The sequence below is a fragment of the Muriicola sp. genome (assembly GCF_049669965.1).
Lineage (GTDB): Bacteria > Bacteroidota > Bacteroidia > Flavobacteriales > Flavobacteriaceae > Muriicola.
Window position 1 is genome coordinate 1 of record NZ_JBATLB010000051.1, and the last position, 18,834, is coordinate 18,834.

Genomic DNA, 18,834 nt, shown 5'->3' on the forward strand with positions numbered 1-18,834 from the left:
TTTAATATTTCATTTTTATCTAATTTCATCTTGGTAAGAGCAGTGTTTAATGTAAAATGATTCTAAACAACAAAGATAGTGCTTAGCCCCGAGAATTGGAAAGAACTAAATGGAAATGACTTATGGGTCTATATGTGTAGATTATAACAGCATCTATAACTTGGAACGGTTGAAAATCAGCTTGGTTCGCCCAATTCTTTGAGAGGGTCCCAAAAATGTGTTTTAAAATCTTGTATTTGGTCCTCGTGTACTTCAATACCCTCATTTTCTAATAGCTGTTGCATCAAATTCGTACCACTGAAATGGTGTTTCCCGGTTAGTAAGCCAATTCTATTCACTACCCGATGTGCAGGCACTTCTTCCCGGTCTACCACATTGTTCATGGCCCATCCTACCATCCTGGCACTGCGTGCAGCCCCTAAATAGCGTGCAACTGCACCATAGGTTGTAACCCGCCCATAGGGTACGTGTTTTACAACTTCGTAAACCTTTTCAAAAAAATGTTCCTCCTTTTTAGCCATGGTCCCTGTAGAATAATCGAATCACGGTTATTATCAATAATAAGACCATGAGTACACTTAACACATAATTAGAATTCTTTGAGAAATTCTTGGTCTTCAATTCCAACTTATTGAAGTAAAAGGTGTACAAATAAAGAACTGTAAAGGTGCCACTACCGGCAGCCAGAATAAAGGTGGCAATGTCCCAAATTTGAAATTTGATCCACCCGGAGGCATTCCACATAACATTTAACCCGCTGTAATACGGAATTGTCAGTAGATTAAGTGCAGCCAGTAACATCCCTTTAAAAAAGCTGTTCTTCTTGCTCATTTTGACTATACGAATCTTATTGGGCTTTATTTTTTTTGCCATAACAAAAAAGTAAATAGCAAAAAAAGCGAAGATTCCCAATGCGATTTTCATCAGCAGGTCTATAACCTCGGGATTATTAAAAAGGTATTTTGAGATAAGTACGGCAATATAGGCCTGCATCATGATCATGGTGGAAACCCCAAGACTAAAAATTATGCCGTTATTCTTACTTTTTTCCACACTAGTCTTCGCCGCATTCATATTGAGGAGACCCGGTGGCACAGTGGCCATGAAGGCTGCTGAAAAAGTCACAAAAAAAAGAATAAGTAAATGGGTCATACAGATGTGATCCTGAATTTCAAATAAGTGATTGGTTTTCCCTTCTCAAGATACTGATTTTCATAAAATGTCTGTATCCCTAAAACTTCCATCGGACTTCCTTCATTTTTATAGACATCGTGATTGGCGTATAGAATTTCCAATCCTAAGCCTTGTAGCAGCCCCAAGGTATATCCGTGCATAAATTCACTATCCGTTTTTAGATGTACAGTGCCATTTTCTTTCAGGATCTCTCTATACTTTTTTAAAAAATCCCTGTTTGTTAGTCTGTGCTTGGTTCTTTTGTATTTTATCTGAGGATCCGGAAAAGTGATCCAAATTTCAGACACCTCCCCAGAAGCGAAAAGCTGGTCTATCAAAGAAATTTGCGACCTTAAAAAGGCTACATTACTCTGCTTATTCTCAAGGGCCGTCTTGGCACCCCTCCATAAGCGGGCCCCTTTAATGTCTATTCCGATAAAGTTCTTATCTGGATACAAACTTGCCAAACCAATAGTGTATTCCCCTTTCCCGCAGCCGAGTTCAATGACTATCGGATTTGTATTTCCAAAGAATGTCGCCCATTCCCCTTTTAATGAAAAATTACCCGACAGCACCTCATCCCTTAGGGGTTGTATCACATTTTGGAAAGTCTCGTTCTCCCTAAAGCGTTTTAATTTATTTTTACTTCCCACTTTATTTATTCAGGAATTGATTCTTAACAAAGCTACACTATTAGTCAAATGAGGGGGGAAGCTAGGCCGACTGTTTCTTCGACTTTTCGAGGGTGAATGAAAATTCAGATCCCACATCCACCACGCTTTCCACATAGATCTTCTCTCCATGGGCTTCAATAATATGTTTAACGATGGAAAGACCCAAACCAGATCCCCCTTCCTTTCTACTCCCACTCTTATCTATCCTGTAAAAGCGCTCAAAGATGCGTTGAAGATGCGATTCTGGTATCCCTTCCCCATTGTCCGTAACCCTTATTATGACCTTGTTCTTAATTAGGTTTTCTACACTTACTTCTGTAGTGCCATCCGGATGACCATATTTGATGGAGTTTACAACCAGATTAGTGATGACCTGCTGGATCTTGTCCAGATCTGCCCATACATATACAGGTGTTTTATAATCCATATCGAAAGTAAGGCTAATATTCCTCCTACTGGCTTTCATCTCCAAAAGCTCGAAGACATTCTCTATGAGCTCTATAATATCAAAACTACTAAAGTCTAAACTGAGATCGCCTACTTCTAACTTGGTTATCAGGTCCAGGTCCTTTACGATGTATATAAGACGTTCTACCCCTTTATTGGCACGTTGCAGATACTTCTTCCTCACTTTTTTGTCTTCCATGGCACCATCCAACAGGGTGAGTATATACCCCTGCACAGTAAATAATGGTGTTTTAAGTTCGTGAGAAACATTCCCTAAAAAGTCTTTCCGATACTCTTCCCTGATCTTAAGGGTATCTATTTCTATTCGTTTATCTTTTGCAAATTTTTCAATTTCCTCAGTGAGTGTGGCCATGTCCGTAGTAATAGGCCTGGAAGCAAAGGAAGTAGACTCTAAAAGTGATACATCATCGTAGATCTTTTTGATCCGGCGATAAATAAATTTTTCTACCCGGATTTGAATAATGATAAAGGAAATGCCAAAAGTAAGGAGCGCAAACAAGATCATAAAAGGCCAATACTCCCAAAGATCTTTGTAATAGGCAACTCCTAAAATGAATACGGTTTGAACAACCGATATATACAAGGAAGATTTGAAAGCAAACTTATAGGATTTCCTTAGTTTAATTGCCATTACAATACAAACTTATAGCCTACCCCCTTAACAGTTTTGAAGTGGTGATCTCCAATTTTCTCTCTTAATTTACGAATATGAACATCTATAGTGCGGCCTCCAACTACTACCTCCTGGCCCCAGACCTTGTCCAGAATAACTTCTCTTTTAAATACCTTGTCTGGTTTGGAGGTAAGTAATGACAATAATTCAAATTCCTTCCGGGGTAATACAATTTCCTTGCCCTTGTTTACCACCTTGTATTCTTCTCTGTTGATGACAATATCCCCAACCTTTTTAATATCCAGCTTTGGATCCTCAGATTCTTTTAGGCGTCTTAATAGCGCTTTTATCTTACTCATTAAAACCTTGGGTTTCACTGGCTTGGTAATATAGTCATCTGCCCCTGCATCGAAACCAGCTACTTGCGAATAGTCTTCGCCCCTGGCAGTAAGAAAGGTAATGATGGTATCTTCAAGTCCTTCGAGCTTTCTTATTTTCTCACAGGCCTCTATCCCGTCCATTTCCGGCATCATTACATCCAGGATAATAAGATGAGGCTGTTTTTTCTTTGCTTTCTCCACACCCTCCGCACCATTGCGTGCAGTAGACACCTGATAGCCCTCAGAAGATAAATTGTACTTTAAAATTTCCAAGATATCTGGTTCATCGTCTACTAAGAGAATTCTGATGTCTTGCTTCTTCATCGGTTACATATTTTGGTATCCTTTCAAAAGTATAAATAAATCATACACCCATTGAGTACATCCCCTTTAATTAACGAACATAACAATTTTATAACATTGAGGAATAATTCAAATTCCATACCTACCTGACGTATTCTGCATCAGATAAAGTTAAATCAATCCCTAAAATGGAATGATTTATGAGATAAATGTTAATAAATGTGCATTTCATCGATTTTCTTAACTAGAATAGACCTTCGGCGGGCATTGAATAATTAAAACAAGTATATTTGTTTACAGACTACTGTAACCCCTTCTGTATGAAGCACTTCTACCTACTAGCTTTTTTATTTATTTTTGCTTCAGGCCTTGCCCAGGATAAACCGGGCAAACCCGGAGATATTGAGGGCTTTACACTTTATCCCAATCCCGTTGTTAGCGGTAAGGTATACATTGAAACCCAGGCCAACGCCCCAAAAAAAGTAATGATTTTTGACGTTTTGGGCACCTTGGTCCTTGAGACTACTATCCTGGGAAAAGAACTCAGTTTAACAGATCTTGACGCTGGAGTTTATGTGCTCCGCGTTTTTGAAAAAAACAAGGTGGCAACACGTAAATTGATCGTAAAATAGATTTATCTTCTTTAGTTTTCCATCCTCATTCTTAATTTTCGATTTTCTTTTTTATCGATAAAAAGACGTTTTTTATCGATGTATTGCGGCCTTTAAAATTTTCACCTACATTTTAGTTTAGTTCACAACAAATTCTATGTAATAGAAATTCCTTGTCTTATTTTTAATGCATTGATCCCAAATCAATATTGATGAAGCTACTCTACTTAACCAGTTTTTTGTTCCTTTCTCTATGGAGTTATGGGCAGGACAAACCAACATTGGTTTCCGAATCATCGCAGGAAATTCCAAATTTTAAGCTGTATCCCAATCCGGCCTATAGTGATGCCGTCTATATCACCTCAGATTTTAATGACACCAAACTTATTACGGTCTATGATGTTTTGGGGGAAGTGGTACTCACTGACAGAATCACGACCAACACACTTAATATTTCACAGCTAGTCCCGGGAGTATACGTCCTACAGGTTACGGAAAGACAAAAAACCATGACGCGTAAACTGGTCGTAAAATAGGTGTTTCCTGATGATCCGTGATTTTTGGCAGTGCACCCTATAGGGTCCTTATTTTGCCTATTTTTGCAGGAGCCTTTTTCCGAATGGACCCAACTAGTTTCTTCCGTATTAAAAATAGTCAGGAATTTTCTTCAATCTCCCTTGACGTATTTAGATATCAGTATAAACATAACCTGGTGTACCACGAATTTTGTGATCTGCTTGGGGTGAATACGGACAAAGTGACCCAGCTAGAGGACATCCCGTTTTTACCTATAGAGTTTTTTCGAACAAAACAGGTGATAAGCACTACCAGAGAAGCCGCCACAGTTTTTAGGAGCAGCGGTACCACTGCCAGTAATGCCAGCAAACATTTCGTAGCTCAATTAAACCTGTATGAACAGAGTTTTCGTTCCGGGTTTGAACTCTTCTATGGGAATGTCAAAGACTATTGTATACTGGCCTTACTGCCTTCTTATTTGGAAAGAGAAGGGTCTTCTTTAGTGTATATGGTTAATGATCTAATTCAGCGGAGTGACCATCCTGAAAGTGGTTTTTATCTGAATGATCAGGAGGTATTAGCCAACAAATTAAGACGTTTGGATGCAGCCGGTGAAAGAATATTACTTATAGGCGTATCCTTTGCCCTGCTCGATATGGCAGAGAGGAGTAGTTTTCAGTTAAAGAATACCATCATTATGGAAACCGGTGGCATGAAAGGGAGAAGGAAAGAGTTGATTCGGGAAGAACTTCACGAAAAGATACAATTGGGATTTGGGGTTTCCCGGGTACATTCAGAATATGGCATGACTGAATTGCTTTCGCAGGCTTATTCTAGTGGACATGGAATTTTTAATACTCCCCCCTGGATGAAGATCCTGATCAGGGATACCGAGGATCCGCTTAGATGGCAGCCCACAGGCAGGTCGGGGGGCATCAACATTATTGACCTGGCCAATGTATATTCCTGTTCTTTCCTTGCTACTCAGGATCTGGGAAAGCTTAGGGAAGATGGTAGTTTTGAAATACTGGGCCGTTTTGACCATGCGGATATAAGAGGATGTAATCTGATGGTTCTTTAGTGCGGTGCTTTCCCTACTCTATAACCAACACAAAATAATTTTTCTTTCCCCGCTGTAGTAGGACATATCTGTCTTTGATCAGATCTTTTTCGGTAATCAGATTATCTTCTGCTACCTTTTCTTTATTTACAGAAATAGAATTTTGTTTCAGTTCCCTTCTTGCTTCGCCGTTTGAGCTCAAAAAACCGGTCTTAGCTGCCAGGGCCCCGATCATATCAAGTCCACCTTCCAATTCATTTCTGGAGACCCTGGCTTGGGGCACTCCTTCAAAAACTTCAAGAAAAGTATGTTCATCTAATTTTTTCAGATCGTCTGAAGTAGAATTTCCAAAAAGAATGGTAGTCGCTGTTAATGCGTTGTCCAGATCCTCTTTAGAGTGTACCATTACAGTGATCTCTTCTGCCAGGCGTTTCTGAAGTGTTCTTAAATGCGGGGCTTTTGAGTGTTCCTCTACCAGGGTTTCGATCTCTTTCCTGGATAAAAAAGTAAAGATCTTGATATATTTTTCAGCATCTGTATCGGAAGTGTTTAGCCAATACTGATAAAATTTATAGGGAGAAGTTCTATGCGCATCGAGCCACACATTTCCTTCTTCAGTTTTACCAAATTTAGTGCCATCGGCTTTGGTGATTAGTGGGCAAGTAAGGGCGTACCCTTTTCCTCCTCCAATGCGCCTGATCAGTTCTGTTCCCGTTGTTATATTGCCCCATTGGTCACTGCCACCCATTTGAAGGGTGCAATTATAGTGTTGATAGAGATAAAGGAAATCGTACCCCTGTACCAGTTGATAGGTAAACTCCGTAAAGGACATCCCTTCTTTGGCATCTGCATCCAGCCTTTTTTTAACTGAGTCTTTGGCCATCATATAATTAACGGTAATGTGCTTTCCCACATCGCGGATGAAATCGAGAAAAGTAACCTCTTTCATCCAATCGTAATTATTTACCAAGACCGCTGCATTCTCTGAAGTAGCATCGAAGTCGAGAAAGCGAGACAGTTGTTCTTTGATCGCCTCCTGGTTTAGTCGTAAAGTAGTCTCATCCAACAAATTTCTCTCTGAAGATTTCCCGGATGGATCTCCGATCATTCCTGTGGCACCACCAATAAGGGCAAAAGGCTTATGCCCTGCTAATTGAAAATGCCGAAGCATCATTACGCCAACCAGGTGACCTATATGCAGGGAGTCGGCGGTAGGGTCAATACCCACATAGGCCGTTTGCATTCCGGACATAAGGTGCTCTTCCGTACCGGGCATGGCATCGTGCAGCATTCCCCTCCATTTTAATTCAGCAACAAAATTTGAATTCATTGGGTATTTTTTCTTCGAATGTTGCAAAGATAGAAGAAATCCCAAGGAGCCAAAGATTGGTCGTGCAAATAAATAGGCAGGATTTGACTACTTTAGAACCATGATTTTAGTAACAGGAGGCACGGGATTATTGGGTTCTCATCTCTTATGGTATTTAGTGCAGGGAGATGTAGCCATAAAGGCCATTTACAGGTCCGAAGATACCCTCAAAGAGGTACAGACAATTTTTTCATATTTCACAGAAAATCCTACAAGCTATTTTGAAAAAATTAAGTGGGTACAGGCAGATATAACCGATGTGCCGGCTCTCGAAGCAGCTTTTCAAGGGATCACTCATGTATACCATACAGCGGCCATGATCTCCTTTAATCCTGCTGCCTGGGACGCCTTAAAAAAGACTAATGTAGAAGGCACGGCCAATATAGTAAACCTTTGTATTGCTCATAAAATAACCAAATTATGCTATGCAAGCTCTATAGCCGCAATAGGTAAATCTATAGATGCTACTGCTGTAACCGAAGAGAATGAATGGTTAGAATCTGAAACAAGTGTCTATGCACTTTCCAAACACCTCGCAGAAATGGAAGTGTGGAGAGGTTCCCAGGAGGGATTGAAGGTGGTGATCGTAAATCCTGGTATAATCCTGGGCCCTGGAAATTGGGATCATGGTAGTCTCCGACTTTTTAAGAATGCTGCCAAAGGGATGAGTGCCTATTTCCCGGGAGGAACCGGTTTTATTACCGTAAATGATGTTGTTTCAATGATGACCCAATTGATGAGATCGCCTCTGTTCAGCGAACGATTCATCGGGGTTGCTCAAAATATGAGTTATCAAGAATTATTTACCATGATAGCCACCTCCTTTGATGTTAAAATACCTAAAAAAATGATTCCTTTTTGGCTTTTGGAAGTAGGATGGAGAGTAGACTGGTTACGTCATTTTATCCTTGGAACAAAACGCAAAATCACCAAAAATACAGTCAAATCATTACGCCAAAGGCAATACTTTAGTTCCGCGAAACTGGAAGAAACACTTGCTTTTAATTTCGAAGATATAGAAAAAGGTATTGGATTTTATTGTGACATCTTTAAAAAGAGGTACCCCGGCTTCTTTGAATAGAACCTCAATCTTGTATGCTGTCTTTTACTTGTCTTGATTTTAAAGCCAAACTGTCATTGGCGATCTTCCGGGCTTCTTCCATCTTCTCTTTTTCCCTGACCAATCTATCTGCTACCTCTTTGTAAATTGCTTCATATACCAAAGGTTGTGAGGCGTAATAAATATCGCTTTGTACAAATTGCACACTGTCCACATTGTATTGTTCAAAGAGAAAATGGGTGGGCGAATCAAAATGTACTTCTAGAATCGCCGAATTGGTGCTTTTCGCCGCATTCAGTATAGCCAGGTCATACAGCAATTGTGTCATTTTTTCCTGGGGGATAAGACCGGCGGGTTTTTCAATGATCTTTTCTACGCATGATACCGCCATGACAATGACCAGTAATAAACACAGGAAATTTTTCATGGTCTGTTAAAGGTTAAGCGTTGTGCATGCCGGTCTGCTGAAAATTTTCCATGATCAAATGCCAGATGTCCATTAATAAAGGTATGGGTGATCTGTGTATTGAAGGTAGTTCCTTCAAAAGGAGACCAACCGCACTTGTACAAAATAGAGTCCTTATCTACATTCCAGGGTTTATTGGGATCTACCACTACCAGATCGGCAAAATACCCTTCTCTTAGATAACCCCGATCCTTTATTTGAAAAAGAATAGCTGGGTTGTGACACATCTTGGTGACCATATGCTCCAGGCTTATCTTACCTTCCATCACTTTCTGCATCATGGCCGGCAAGGCATGCTGTACAAGAGGTCCTCCTGAAGGAGCTTTTAAATATTTTTGATTTTTTTCTTCGATAGTGTGAGGCGCATGATCCGTTGCCAGGATATCAATTCGATCGTCCAATAATCCTTGCCATAGTTGTTCCCTGTCTGATGCTTTTTTTATAGCCGGATTCCATTTAATGCGTGTTCCATACTTTTCATAATCATCTTCCGAGAACCACAGATGATGCAGACAAACCTCTGCGGTAATTCTTTTCTCAGCAAGGGGGATATCATTTTGGAATAATGCAAGTTCTTTTCCAGTAGATACATGAAAAACATGAAGGCGTGCCCCTGTTTTTCTAGCCAGTGCCACAGCCTTTGAAGACGACAAGTAACACGCTTCCTCACTTCTTATCAACGGATGGCACTTTATCGGAATATCCTCCCCGTATCGTTCCTTATAGGCATGTAGGTTTTGCTTAATAGTTGTTTCGTCTTCGCAATGTGCCGAAATAACCATTTCCGTATTCCTAAATATCTGTTCTAGGATCACCTCATCATCAACGAGCATGTTCCCCGTAGAAGATCCTAAAAATAGTTTTACCCCGGAACAGGCATTTTTATCCAATTTTTTTAATTCCTCCAAATTGTCGTTAGTTCCGCCAAAAAGGAATGAGTAATTGGCATAAGAAGATTTTGCCCCCATGGCGAACTTCTCCTCTAACTTTTTAATGGTTGTTGTCTGTGGAATAGTGTTGGGTTGTTCCATAAAAGTAGTGATCCCGCCCGCTATTGCCGCCCTGCTCTCAGTGGCTATGGTTCCTTTATGTGTTAATCCCGGTTCTCTGAAATGCACCTGATCGTCAATGATCCCGGGCATTACATAATGCCCCTTAAGGTCAATGACCACGGCAGTATCTGATGAAATAGAACGACCAATTTTAGCAATGCGCTCCCCCTCAACAAGAAGGTCTCCTTCCCATTGTTTTCCCTCATTGATAAACCTTGCATTCTTTAAGAGTGTTTTCCCCATGCTAAAATCCGTTAATCCTAAACAAACTACGTATTCTCATACTAATAACCCCAAAAATGGCTTCCCAGATAATAGAAGAGCTCATTTTCGACTTCCCTTTTTCGCGATCCGTAAATATGATAGACACCTCTTCTATCTTGAATTTCTTTAAATGTGCCCTGTACTTCATTTCGATCTGGAAGGCATATCCAATGAATTTTACAGCATCCAGATCAAGCGTCTCTAACACATGTCTCTTGTAGCAAACAAAACCTGCGGTAGGGTCATGTACCCTCATGCCTGTAATTATCTTTACATAAAATGAAGCTCCATAGGATAGAAGCACCCTATACAAGGGCCAATTCACTACATTCACCCCTTTTTTATAACGAGATCCCACTGAAACATCTGCGCCATTTAGACAGGCCCTGTACAATCTTGGTAGATCTGAAGGCCGGTGAGAAAAGTCGGCATCCATTTCAAAAATAAAGAGGTATTCCCTCTCAAGGGCCCATTTGAAACCATGAATATAGGCCGTTCCTAAGCCAGCCTTCTCCATTCTAACTTCCAGGAACAATCTTTCTGAGTATTTTTTTTGAAGGGATCTTACTACCTCCGCTGTCCCATCCGGAGAATTGTCATCTACTACTAGGACATGAAACTCTTTAGGAAGGTTGAAGACAGCATCAATAATGGCTTCAATATTCTCTAATTCGTTATAAGAAGGGATAATTACTAAACTGTCTGTCATCGCAAGAGGGCAATTATAGCAAAAATAGTGCTTTAATACGATGGAACCGAAATCAACCTTTAATTTTCTTACCCTAAAAATCCAAGTGTTACGTGCTATTATTCGTAATTTTGAAGCGAATTCGATCTAGCATGACACAAAAGTTTCCGGCACTATTCCTGTATTTTATAACTGCCATTTTTGTGTTGAATATCCTGCAGGCGGCCACCACAGAACTCATCTTCGATGAGGCTTATTATTGGTATTATGCCAGTGATCTTGCCTGGGGATACTTCGATCATCCTCCCATGGTAGCTTTTCTGATCTCTTTGGGAAGTAGTTTTTTGGAAGGTGAACTTGGGATACGATTACTGAGTTGCTTTATGGGTGTGGGTACCATGATGATTTTGTGGTTATTGATAGATGATCCAAAAAAAAAGGATTATATCCCACATTTCTTTATTCTTCTTTTGTCAATGACACTGGTGCACGCCTATGGATTCTTAGTATTACCAGACACCCCGCTTTTGTTCTTTACGGCTCTGTTCTTGTTGATCTATAAGCAATTCATAAAAGCCCCCTCATTACTTATTTCCTTGCTTTTAGGCGTAGTAATGGCTGCCCTTATGTACAGCAAGTACCACGCGTTTTTGGTGATCTTTTTTGTTCTTCTCTCTAATCTGAAACTTCTTAAAAATAAGTTTGCATGGCTCGCCGTATTGGTTTCCCTGCTCTGTTATCTGCCGCACTTTTTATGGCTCTATGACAACGATTTTGTCTCCATTAAATACCATCTTTTTGAAAGACCCAACAGACCGTATGAGTTCTTTGACTTCTCACTGGGATATTTTTTGAATCTATTAGCCATTTTTGGCCTTTGCTTTCCTTGGATTTACCACGCATTATTGAAGTCCAGGGGGAAAGACGGGTTTAATAAGGCATTGTTATTTTTGAGTTATGGCATCTTGCTTTTTTTCTTTCTTTCAAGCTTTCAGCGCAGAGTACAAACACAATGGATCATTGTAATTTGTATCCCTATGGCCGTTCTCACCTATCAATTTCTACTGCATAATGCAAACACCAGAAAATGGATTGTCCGACTAGGATTAGCAAACATTGCTATTTTGTTCTTTCTCCGAATTGGGTTGGTGTATGAACCTCTTTTCCCTGTGGTCTATGAGACCCATGGAAATAAAACATGGGTTGGTAAAATTACCTCACAAATCGGAGATATTCCCGTGGTCTTTGAAAATTCCTACAGGATGGCCCCTATGTTTGCCTATTATTCTGGTAATCCGTCTTATTCCTTAAATAATGTATGGTATCGGGAAAATCAATATTCCATAGATGAGTCTGAAGAGAATATGCGTGGAAAAAAGGTACTTTATGTTTCCAAATATATGAAAGCGGGCGATATGTCATTCACTATGCCAGACAGTACTTTATTTTATGGGGTTTATATGACCCCTTTTGAGTCTTACAGGAAATTAAAGACAACAGTAAACTTTACCTCGGAGGAAATAAATGGTAGCACCCTTTCCTTTTTAGTATACAATCCATATTCCTTTGACGTCCCTATCCAAAAACTGAAATTTGGGCTTTGTTTACTGGATAGGTATAAACAGGTTATAAAAATTGTTCCTATTGAGGCCCTACCTAAAGATAGGTCCCAAAAAAGTATAGCCCCTTTGGCATCGGAAGAATTTACATGTAAACGCCCTAATATGTCCTTGGAGAATGTAGGATATATAAAAATTGTGATCTCCGAAAATGGTCTGCGCTGGGGTTTAAACGGTGAAAAACTTAAAGTAGATTGATGGAACCTGTACTAAGAGAAATTGGAAGAGAAGATTGGATTACCTTGATCATTTTTTCGAGTGTTATATTTCTTGTCCTTGCCAAGAGTCTTTTTTATGGTCGTTTTTTAAATTTTATAATCCTCCCTTTTAATAATAAGTACATTTTTCTCTATAACAAGAAGGACCGATTGATGAATTGGTTTCATATTTTTTTCACGGCTTTCGAACTACTGAACGTATCCTTATTCTCTTACCTGGCCATCACTATTTACAAGCCAGGTGAAGTATTGCCATCCCCTATTTTATTTACGTTCATTCTGGGGCTCGTTTTCTTGTTCCTATTTTTAAAAATTCTTGTTCAATTAGGGAATAGCACCATTTTTAATAATCAATCGGTCATCGCTGAGATCTTATTTAAAAAGATCTCTTATTTGAACTATGGAAGTCTGATCTTATTTTTCACCAATGTGTTGCTAACATATGTTTTTATAGGCTCCAAGACCGTTGTGATCTTTGGTGTAATTGTATTTTTACTTATACTCGCTATTGGTTGGGTCACCATAATTAAAACCCACCTTAAGTTCCTTACCTCCTACTTTTTCTATTTTATTTTGTACCTTTGCGCACTTGAAATTGCCCCGATTATTATTATTGTGAACGCTCTAAAAGTTTGATGTCTATGAAAGTCAAAACGATTTTGGTATCCCAGCCAGAACCTAAGATGGAAAACTCTCCATACTTGCGGCTTATTGAAAAAGAACATGTCCGGGTAGATTTCAGACCTTTTATTCATGTGGAAGGAGTAGAAGCTAAGTCGGTCAGACAACAAAAGATTGATCTAAAGGACTTTACGGCAATTATTCTGACGAGTAGGAATTCGGTCGATCATTTTTTCCGCATTGCTGAGGAAATGAGATTTAAGGTGCCCGATACCATGAAATATTTTTGCCAGTCCGAGGCAGTCGCTTATTACCTTCAGAAATATGTAGTTTACAGGAAGCGCAAAATTTATGTAGGGAAACGAAATTTTGTGGATCTGCAGTCCTTGTTCAAAAAATATAAAGACGAAAAATACTTACTACCATCTTCGGATGTCCTTAAAAGTGTGGTTCCGGACATGTTGAATGAAATGGATCTCAACTGGAAAAGAGGGATCTTTTACAAGACAGTTATTAGTGACCTTTCCGATCTCCGAAATGTGTATTATGATGTTTTAGTGTTTTTCAGTCCTTCCGGGATAGAGTCCTTATTAAAGAATTTTCCAGACTTTGAACAGAATGAGACCAGGATCGCTGTCTTTGGTAATTCTACCGTTGAAGCGGCTACAGGTGCCGGCCTCCGAATAGATATTCAGGCTCCTACGCCAGAAACACCATCTATGACCATGGCTTTACAGAAATACATTACCAGCGTCAACAGAAAATAACAATACCCTTTTAATAGATAAAAAAAGCCTCCCTGTCGGAGGCTTATACTTTTAAAAAGTGTAGCGTTGTGGCCCACCTCTTCTTATCTCCTCATTTGCATATGACTCAAATTTTACAAAATTTTCACGGAAGGCATTAGAAAGCTTAAAGGCTGTTTTATAATACGCCTCATCATTGTTCCATGTGGCTCTCGGACTTAAAACAGTTGTTGGCACACCAGGACAGGATCTTGGTTGTGCAACCCCAAATACAGAATGAATATGATAGGTATCGTATGAATACAATCCTAATTCACCCTTTAAGGCCGCATGGATCATAGCACGGGTATATTTTAATTTCATTCTGGTGCCAACACCGTAGGGACCTCCTGTCCACCCGGTATTTACAAGCCACACATTGACCCCGGATTCTTTCATTTTTCTGCTTAGCATTTCTGCATATTTGGTAGGGTGCAAAGGCATAAATGGCGCGCCAAAACAAGCTGAGAAGGAAGGAATGGGTTCAACCACCCCTGCCTCTGTTCCTGCTACTTTTGCTGTATATCCTGAAATAAAATGATACGCAGCCTGACTGGGGGTAAGTTTACTAATGGGTGGCAGTACTCCAAAAGCATCTGCGGTAAGAAAAAATATGTTTTTAGGATTCTTCCCTATGGAAGGTTCCTGAATATTATCAATATGATAAATGGGGTAACTCACTCGCGTATTTTGAGTGATAGAGATGTCTTCAAAGTCTACATCTCCTTTATCGTCTATAAAAACATTCTCCAGGATCGCTCCTTTTCTAATGGCGTTGTATATCTCCGGTTCGTTTTCCTGAGATAAATTGATCACCTTGGCATAACACCCCCCTTCGAAATTAAAAATAGTGTTCTCTGCCGTCCAGCCATGCTCATCATCGCCTATGAGACGGCGATGCGGATCTGTGGATAAGGTTGTCTTTCCGGTTCCAGATAAACCAAAGAATATGGCCGTATCTCCATCGGGACCCACATTGGCAGAGCAGTGCATTGGCAGAGTGTTATGAAAGACCGGCAGTAAGAAGTTTAAAGCAGAAAAGATGCCTTTCTTGATCTCCCCGGTATATCCCGTACCACCAATAAGTGCAATTTTCTTTGTGAAGTTCAAAATCGCAAAGTTGTGCTGTCTGGTTCCGAAAGTTGCTGCATCCGCTAAAAACCCGGGGGCATTCAGGACGATCCAATCCGCTGAAAATGATTCCAATTCCTCTTCCGTAGGCCTTATAAACATGTTATACGCAAACATATTCGACCAAGGATACTCCGTAATGACCCTAATTCCTAACTGATATTTCTTATCGGCACAAGCATAACAATCTCGTACAAAGACCTCCCTTTCGGAAAGATATTCAGCTACTTTATCGTATAGGGCATCAAACTGATCCGGATCGAAAGGTTTATTGACAGGTCCCCACCAAACCCTATCCTTGGTGATGTCGTCCTTGACAATAAATCGGTCCTGGGGTGATCTCCCGGTAAATTCTCCGGTATTAACAGCAAGGGCCCCGGAAGACGCCTCTTTGCCCATTCCTTTTTCCAGGGTTAGTTCGTGCAGGTCTTCAGGCGTTAACTGATAGTGAACCTGTTCACTGTGTATACCATACGCTTTTAACGAAATCGATTTCGTAAACGGATTAGAAGGTGTCATAAAGAAATTATTTTCTGGCACAAAACTAGAAAAAAATAGGGCATTGCCCTATAAAATAAATCATTGATTAGCCTAAATACTTAAAAACACGATAACCCATTATCAACCATCCGCTTATAAGGAATCCCCCTCCCAATGGCGTAATAAACGCTATAGCTGTAAAGTTGATAGAGCTAAGGTCATTAGTGGCCAATAAATAGATGGAGAAGGAAAACAATAGTATACCAAAAGTAAAGCAGTAGTAGATCCACTTTTTCTGTGTTGCTGTCCAATTCGCCATAGAACCCAACCATAAAAGTACCAATGCATGATACATTTGATAGGCCACCCCCGTTTGGTAGCTTTCCAATGAAGATTCACTTATCAAACTTTTAAGTCCGTGGGCACCAAATGCACCAAGCACCACCGACAGTAACCCGAAGAAAACAGCAGTACCTAAAATTGTTCTGTTCATAACTTAACAGCCTTATTTCTTTATAAATGTAACAAATTGATACCTTAGTATTTCTTGAATTCAAAAGTAAGCATTAAGAATGAAGCGTAAAATTTTGGTTGTAGGAGCCGGAAAATCTACCTCGTATATGTTGGATTATTTTCTGGAGAAATCCGAAAGTGAAAACCTGCAAATTACCATTGCCGATCTCAACACCAAAGACATCCCTGGGCATATCAAAGAGCATCCCGCCTGTACACTTTTAACCCTTGATATTAATGCTACAGCGGATAGACAATCTGCTGTTTCCGGGGCAGATATTGTCGTATCTATGCTACCGGCTCGGTTCCATGCCATTATTGCAAAAGACTGCCTGTTACTTAAAAAAAACCTGGTAACAGCATCCTACGTCAGTGATGAAATGAGAGCCATGAACGAAGAAGTTAAAAAAGCCGGACTCATTTTTATGAATGAAATTGGCCTGGATCCCGGAATAGATCATATGAGCGCCATGCAGATCATTGACCGTATCCGAGATAAAGGTGGAAAAATGCTTCTCTTTGAATCCTTTACCGGTGGCCTGGTTGCTCCAGAAAGCGACTCCAACTTATGGAATTACAAATTTACCTGGAATCCCCGAAACGTGGTAGTCGCAGGGCAGGGAGGGGCCGCCAAGTTCATTCAGGAAGGAACCTATAAGTATATCCCATATCATAAACTTTTTCGCCGGACAGAATTTATGGAAATAAAAGGGTACGGTACCTTTGAAGCCTACGCTAACAGGGACTCCCTGAATTACCGGGAGGCATATGGCCTGGAAAATGCTCTTACCCTTTACCGAGGAACCATGCGAAGGGTTGGATTTTCTAAAGCATGGAATATGTTTGTACAATTGGGTATGACCGATGATAGTTATGTGGTAGAAAATTCGGAAGGTATGTCTTACAGAGAATTCACCAATTTGTTCCTGCCCTATTCTCCAACAGATTCTGTAGAATTAAAATTACGCCATTATCTAAAGATTGATCAGGATGACAGCACCTGGAGCAAGCTGCTGGAATTAGATCTGTTTAACCCAAAAAAAATCATTTCAATAACGAAAGCTACTCCCGCCCAAATGCTACAAGAGATCCTGGAAGCTCAGTGGACCTTAGCAGAAGATGACAAGGATATGATTGTTATGTACCATAAATTTGGCTATTTACTCAACGGAAAGAAAGAACAAATAGATGCCAATATGGTGGTCCTGGGAGAAAATAGAACTCACACGGCTATGGCAAAGACCGTTGGACTCCCCGTAGCAATGGCAACCCTTCTGATCCTAAACAAGAAGATAAATACGCCCGGAGTTCAGATCCCCATCAGGAAGGAAGTTTATGAACCAGTATTAAAGGAACTTATAAGTTATGATGTGATCTTCGAGGAATACAAGGTTCCCTATCTGGGGTATAATCCTGATTCTGTTGCAGGTTAGTAATTGTAAGGAGAAATACTATCTTTAGTAAACTATTAAAACAAAAAAAATGCCTTCTCCTACCGATAAAGTAAAAATAGACGGGATAGACAAAAAGATTTTGAGGTACCTGATGGAAGATGCCAGGAGACCTATTCTAGAAATTGCACGGAATATTGGGATCTCCGGGGCTGCTATTCACCAACGCTTGCGGAAACTGGAAAAATCTGGTCTGATAGCAGGCTCTAAATTTGTTATAAATCCAAAAATTTTAGGGTATACCACCATGGCGTATATTGGAATTTTTCTGGATAAGGCGATGAGCAATCCCACTGCTGTGAAAGCACTTGAAAAGATACCCGAAGTACTGGAATGCCACTACACCACAGGAAACTGGTCTATTCTTATTAAAGTTCTCTGCAGAGATAATGAACATCTTATGCAGGTCCTAAATAAAAACATTCAACAAATTGAGGGCGTATCCAGGACGGAGACATTTATATCCCTTAATCAGCAAATAGACCGCCAAATAACGATCTAAAAAAAGCCAGTTCAATATAGATCGAACTGGCTGTATTTTATATAATTCTAGTTAGTCTCTTCCACCCAATACCTGCAGTCCCCAATATACCAAAGTGGCCAAAGATCCTATGGCTGCCACCAAATAGGTGCGAGCTGCCCATTTAAGAGCATCTTCAGATCCTTTGTACTCCTCCGGGGTAACTACATTCTTCCTTTTAAGCCAGGCCAGAGCCCTGTTGCTCGCATCGTATTCCACGGGTAAGGTTATAAAACTGAATACAGTTGCCAGACCCATTAAAACGAGTCCTGCCACTGCTACCCAAAATCCTAATCCGGCACCTGCAGCTGCCCCTAGCATTATACCTCCAAAGACTATCCAGGTAGACATTCCTGAAGTAACGCTTACGACGGGTACCAACTTAGAACGCAAGGTGAGCCATTCATAGGCCTGGGCATGTTGTACTGCGTGCCCGCATTCATGGGCCGCTACAGCAGCCGAAGCTGCATTTCGCTGACTGTATACGCTTTCACTAAGATTTACCGTCTTGTTCACCGGATTGTAATGATCCGTTAGCATCCCGGAGGTAGAGACCACTTTAACATCTCTGATGCCGTGATCTGCCAACATCTTCTCGGCTATTTCCGCCCCACTCATCCCATTCCTGAGATGCACCTTAGAATAGTGCTTAAACTTGCTTTTCAATTTACTGCTTACGAGCCAGCTTACCAAGGCTATAGCTCCAAGCAAAATATAATAGATCATCATATGGTTTCCAATTTATAATTAAAATTACAAAATAGATAGCAAAAACCCCGCCAGAGTAGACAGGGTTTAA

General features: G+C 40.3%; 21 protein-coding genes. 9 read left to right on the forward strand and 12 right to left on the reverse strand.

The genetic code is table 11. From position 1 onward, the window contains the following. Positions 1-176: 176 nt before the first annotated feature. The 5 genes from WBM49_RS03015 to WBM49_RS03035 form a co-directional block, all read right to left on the reverse strand. Positions 177-521, reverse strand: a complete 345-nt coding sequence (locus tag WBM49_RS03015) for an MGMT family protein (protein ID WP_424370584.1) — start codon at positions 519-521, stop codon at positions 177-179. Next, a complete protein-coding gene (locus WBM49_RS03020) occupies positions 514-1,152 on the reverse strand; it encodes a LysE family transporter (protein WP_424370585.1) in 639 nt (212 codons plus the stop codon). The genes WBM49_RS03015 and WBM49_RS03020 overlap by 8 nt, the downstream gene beginning before the upstream one ends. Beyond that, entirely contained in the window at positions 1,149-1,826 is a 678-nt protein-coding gene (trmB, locus tag WBM49_RS03025) for a tRNA (guanosine(46)-N7)-methyltransferase TrmB (RefSeq protein WP_424370586.1), read from the reverse strand. Before trmB ends, WBM49_RS03020 begins: the two co-directional genes overlap by 4 nt. A 61-nt stretch (positions 1,827-1,887) precedes the next feature. After that, positions 1,888-2,946 carry a sensor histidine kinase gene (locus tag WBM49_RS03030; protein ID WP_424370587.1) on the reverse strand — a complete coding sequence of 353 codons (1,059 nt, stop codon included), beginning with the start codon at positions 2,944-2,946 and terminating at the stop codon, positions 1,888-1,890. Further along, on the reverse strand, positions 2,946-3,632 hold the full coding sequence (locus WBM49_RS03035) for a response regulator transcription factor (protein WP_424370588.1): 687 nt from the start codon (positions 3,630-3,632) through the stop codon (positions 2,946-2,948). The genes WBM49_RS03030 and WBM49_RS03035 overlap by 1 nt, the downstream gene beginning before the upstream one ends. A gap of 299 nt (positions 3,633-3,931) precedes the next feature. Between WBM49_RS03035 and WBM49_RS03040 the strand changes: the two genes are divergently transcribed. From WBM49_RS03040 to WBM49_RS03050, 3 genes are all read left to right on the forward strand, one after another. Beyond that, positions 3,932-4,243: a T9SS type A sorting domain-containing protein gene (locus tag WBM49_RS03040; RefSeq protein WP_424370589.1), complete on the forward strand. Its 312-nt coding sequence runs from the start codon at positions 3,932-3,934 to the stop codon at positions 4,241-4,243. 191 nt (positions 4,244-4,434) lie between these two features. Beyond that, the gene (locus WBM49_RS03045) at positions 4,435-4,758 is read left to right on the forward strand and encodes a T9SS type A sorting domain-containing protein (protein WP_424370590.1); all 324 of its coding nucleotides are present in this window, start codon (positions 4,435-4,437) and stop codon (positions 4,756-4,758) included. Positions 4,759-4,841: 83 nt separating this feature from the next. Further along, a complete protein-coding gene (locus WBM49_RS03050; RefSeq protein WP_424370591.1) occupies positions 4,842-5,819 on the forward strand; it encodes an acyl transferase in 978 nt (325 codons plus the stop codon). 13 nt (positions 5,820-5,832) lie between these two features. Here WBM49_RS03050 and tyrS read toward each other — a convergent pair whose 3' ends face one another. Then, positions 5,833-7,128, reverse strand: coding sequence for a tyrosine--tRNA ligase (tyrS, locus tag WBM49_RS03055; RefSeq protein WP_424370592.1), 1,296 nt, complete (start codon positions 7,126-7,128; stop codon positions 5,833-5,835). 100 nt (positions 7,129-7,228) lie between these two features. Between tyrS and WBM49_RS03060 the strand changes: the two genes are divergently transcribed. Then, positions 7,229-8,248 (forward strand): NAD-dependent epimerase/dehydratase family protein, encoded by a 1,020-nt coding sequence (locus WBM49_RS03060; RefSeq protein WP_424370593.1) that lies wholly within the window; start codon positions 7,229-7,231, stop codon positions 8,246-8,248. Positions 8,249-8,252: 4 nt separating this feature from the next. On the opposite strand, the gene WBM49_RS03065 is transcribed toward WBM49_RS03060, so the two are convergent. From WBM49_RS03065 to WBM49_RS03075, 3 genes are read right to left on the reverse strand one after another with little or no spacing between them, the layout of a single operon-like run. After that, positions 8,253-8,654 (reverse strand): DUF4296 domain-containing protein, encoded by a 402-nt coding sequence (locus tag WBM49_RS03065; protein WP_424370594.1) that lies wholly within the window; start codon positions 8,652-8,654, stop codon positions 8,253-8,255. Continuing rightward, on the reverse strand, positions 8,651-9,988 hold the full coding sequence (locus tag WBM49_RS03070; protein ID WP_424370595.1) for a dihydroorotase: 1,338 nt from the start codon (positions 9,986-9,988) through the stop codon (positions 8,651-8,653). The genes WBM49_RS03065 and WBM49_RS03070 overlap by 4 nt, the downstream gene beginning before the upstream one ends. A gap of 1 nt (position 9,989) precedes the next feature. Next, positions 9,990-10,718 (reverse strand): polyprenol monophosphomannose synthase, encoded by a 729-nt coding sequence (locus tag WBM49_RS03075; RefSeq protein ID WP_424370596.1) that lies wholly within the window; start codon positions 10,716-10,718, stop codon positions 9,990-9,992. A 131-nt stretch (positions 10,719-10,849) separates the two neighbouring features. Between WBM49_RS03075 and WBM49_RS03080 the strand changes: the two genes are divergently transcribed. Genes WBM49_RS03080 through WBM49_RS03090 form a run of 3 tightly spaced genes read left to right on the forward strand, consistent with a single transcriptional unit; the run spans position 10,850 to position 13,922 of the window. Next, positions 10,850-12,514, forward strand: a complete 1,665-nt coding sequence (locus WBM49_RS03080; RefSeq protein ID WP_424370597.1) for an ArnT family glycosyltransferase — start codon at positions 10,850-10,852, stop codon at positions 12,512-12,514. After that, positions 12,514-13,170: a DUF4271 domain-containing protein gene (locus WBM49_RS03085; RefSeq protein WP_424370598.1), complete on the forward strand. Its 657-nt coding sequence runs from the start codon at positions 12,514-12,516 to the stop codon at positions 13,168-13,170. Before WBM49_RS03080 ends, WBM49_RS03085 begins: the two co-directional genes overlap by 1 nt. A gap of 5 nt (positions 13,171-13,175) precedes the next feature. After that, entirely contained in the window at positions 13,176-13,922 is a 747-nt protein-coding gene (locus WBM49_RS03090) for a uroporphyrinogen-III synthase (RefSeq protein WP_424370599.1), read from the forward strand. 51 nt (positions 13,923-13,973) lie between these two features. Here WBM49_RS03090 and pckA read toward each other — a convergent pair whose 3' ends face one another. Together pckA and WBM49_RS03100 are read right to left on the reverse strand one after the other, a co-directional pair. Further along, positions 13,974-15,590 carry a phosphoenolpyruvate carboxykinase (ATP) gene (gene pckA, locus WBM49_RS03095; protein ID WP_424370600.1) on the reverse strand — a complete coding sequence of 539 codons (1,617 nt, stop codon included), beginning with the start codon at positions 15,588-15,590 and terminating at the stop codon, positions 13,974-13,976. A 67-nt stretch (positions 15,591-15,657) separates the two neighbouring features. Next, on the reverse strand, positions 15,658-16,044 hold the full coding sequence (locus tag WBM49_RS03100) for a DUF423 domain-containing protein (RefSeq protein ID WP_424370601.1): 387 nt from the start codon (positions 16,042-16,044) through the stop codon (positions 15,658-15,660). Positions 16,045-16,123: 79 nt separating this feature from the next. Between WBM49_RS03100 and WBM49_RS03105 the strand changes: the two genes are divergently transcribed. Further along, on the forward strand, positions 16,124-17,497 hold the full coding sequence (locus WBM49_RS03105; RefSeq protein WP_424370602.1) for a saccharopine dehydrogenase family protein: 1,374 nt from the start codon (positions 16,124-16,126) through the stop codon (positions 17,495-17,497). Between the two features lie 49 nt (positions 17,498-17,546). Continuing rightward, positions 17,547-18,017 (forward strand): Lrp/AsnC ligand binding domain-containing protein, encoded by a 471-nt coding sequence (locus tag WBM49_RS03110; RefSeq protein WP_424370603.1) that lies wholly within the window; start codon positions 17,547-17,549, stop codon positions 18,015-18,017. A 51-nt stretch (positions 18,018-18,068) separates the two neighbouring features. On the opposite strand, the gene WBM49_RS03115 is transcribed toward WBM49_RS03110, so the two are convergent. Next, positions 18,069-18,764, reverse strand: coding sequence for a zinc metallopeptidase (locus WBM49_RS03115; RefSeq protein WP_424370604.1), 696 nt, complete (start codon positions 18,762-18,764; stop codon positions 18,069-18,071). Between the last annotated feature and the right edge of the window lie 70 nt (positions 18,765-18,834).

What these genes read in the sequence shown, in the direction of transcription:
- WBM49_RS03060 (WP_424370593.1), top strand. Translation starts at nt 7,229, where the DNA reads ATGATTTTAGTAACAGGAGGCACGGGATTATTGGGTTCTCATCTCTTA.
- tyrS (WP_424370592.1), bottom strand. Translation starts at nt 7,128, where the DNA reads ATGAATTCAAATTTTGTTGCTGAATTAAAATGGAGGGGAATGCTGCAC.
- WBM49_RS03070 (WP_424370595.1), bottom strand. Translation starts at nt 9,988, where the DNA reads ATGGGGAAAACACTCTTAAAGAATGCAAGGTTTATCAATGAGGGAAAA.
- WBM49_RS03065 (WP_424370594.1), bottom strand. Translation starts at nt 8,654, where the DNA reads ATGAAAAATTTCCTGTGTTTATTACTGGTCATTGTCATGGCGGTATCA.
- WBM49_RS03105 (WP_424370602.1), top strand. Translation starts at nt 16,124, where the DNA reads ATGAAGCGTAAAATTTTGGTTGTAGGAGCCGGAAAATCTACCTCGTAT.
- WBM49_RS03085 (WP_424370598.1), top strand. Translation starts at nt 12,514, where the DNA reads ATGGAACCTGTACTAAGAGAAATTGGAAGAGAAGATTGGATTACCTTG.
- WBM49_RS03110 (WP_424370603.1), top strand. Translation starts at nt 17,547, where the DNA reads ATGCCTTCTCCTACCGATAAAGTAAAAATAGACGGGATAGACAAAAAG.
- pckA (WP_424370600.1), bottom strand. Translation starts at nt 15,590, where the DNA reads ATGACACCTTCTAATCCGTTTACGAAATCGATTTCGTTAAAAGCGTAT.
- WBM49_RS03015 (WP_424370584.1), bottom strand. Translation starts at nt 521, where the DNA reads ATGGCTAAAAAGGAGGAACATTTTTTTGAAAAGGTTTACGAAGTTGTA.
- WBM49_RS03035 (WP_424370588.1), bottom strand. Translation starts at nt 3,632, where the DNA reads ATGAAGAAGCAAGACATCAGAATTCTCTTAGTAGACGATGAACCAGAT.
- WBM49_RS03100 (WP_424370601.1), bottom strand. Translation starts at nt 16,044, where the DNA reads ATGAACAGAACAATTTTAGGTACTGCTGTTTTCTTCGGGTTACTGTCG.
- WBM49_RS03045 (WP_424370590.1), top strand. Translation starts at nt 4,435, where the DNA reads ATGAAGCTACTCTACTTAACCAGTTTTTTGTTCCTTTCTCTATGGAGT.
- WBM49_RS03075 (WP_424370596.1), bottom strand. Translation starts at nt 10,718, where the DNA reads ATGACAGACAGTTTAGTAATTATCCCTTCTTATAACGAATTAGAGAAT.
- WBM49_RS03050 (WP_424370591.1), top strand. Translation starts at nt 4,842, where the DNA reads ATGGACCCAACTAGTTTCTTCCGTATTAAAAATAGTCAGGAATTTTCT.
- WBM49_RS03090 (WP_424370599.1), top strand. Translation starts at nt 13,176, where the DNA reads ATGAAAGTCAAAACGATTTTGGTATCCCAGCCAGAACCTAAGATGGAA.
- WBM49_RS03115 (WP_424370604.1), bottom strand. Translation starts at nt 18,764, where the DNA reads ATGATGATCTATTATATTTTGCTTGGAGCTATAGCCTTGGTAAGCTGG.
- WBM49_RS03030 (WP_424370587.1), bottom strand. Translation starts at nt 2,946, where the DNA reads ATGGCAATTAAACTAAGGAAATCCTATAAGTTTGCTTTCAAATCTTCC.
- WBM49_RS03040 (WP_424370589.1), top strand. Translation starts at nt 3,932, where the DNA reads ATGAAGCACTTCTACCTACTAGCTTTTTTATTTATTTTTGCTTCAGGC.
- WBM49_RS03020 (WP_424370585.1), bottom strand. Translation starts at nt 1,152, where the DNA reads ATGACCCATTTACTTATTCTTTTTTTTGTGACTTTTTCAGCAGCCTTC.
- WBM49_RS03080 (WP_424370597.1), top strand. Translation starts at nt 10,850, where the DNA reads ATGACACAAAAGTTTCCGGCACTATTCCTGTATTTTATAACTGCCATT.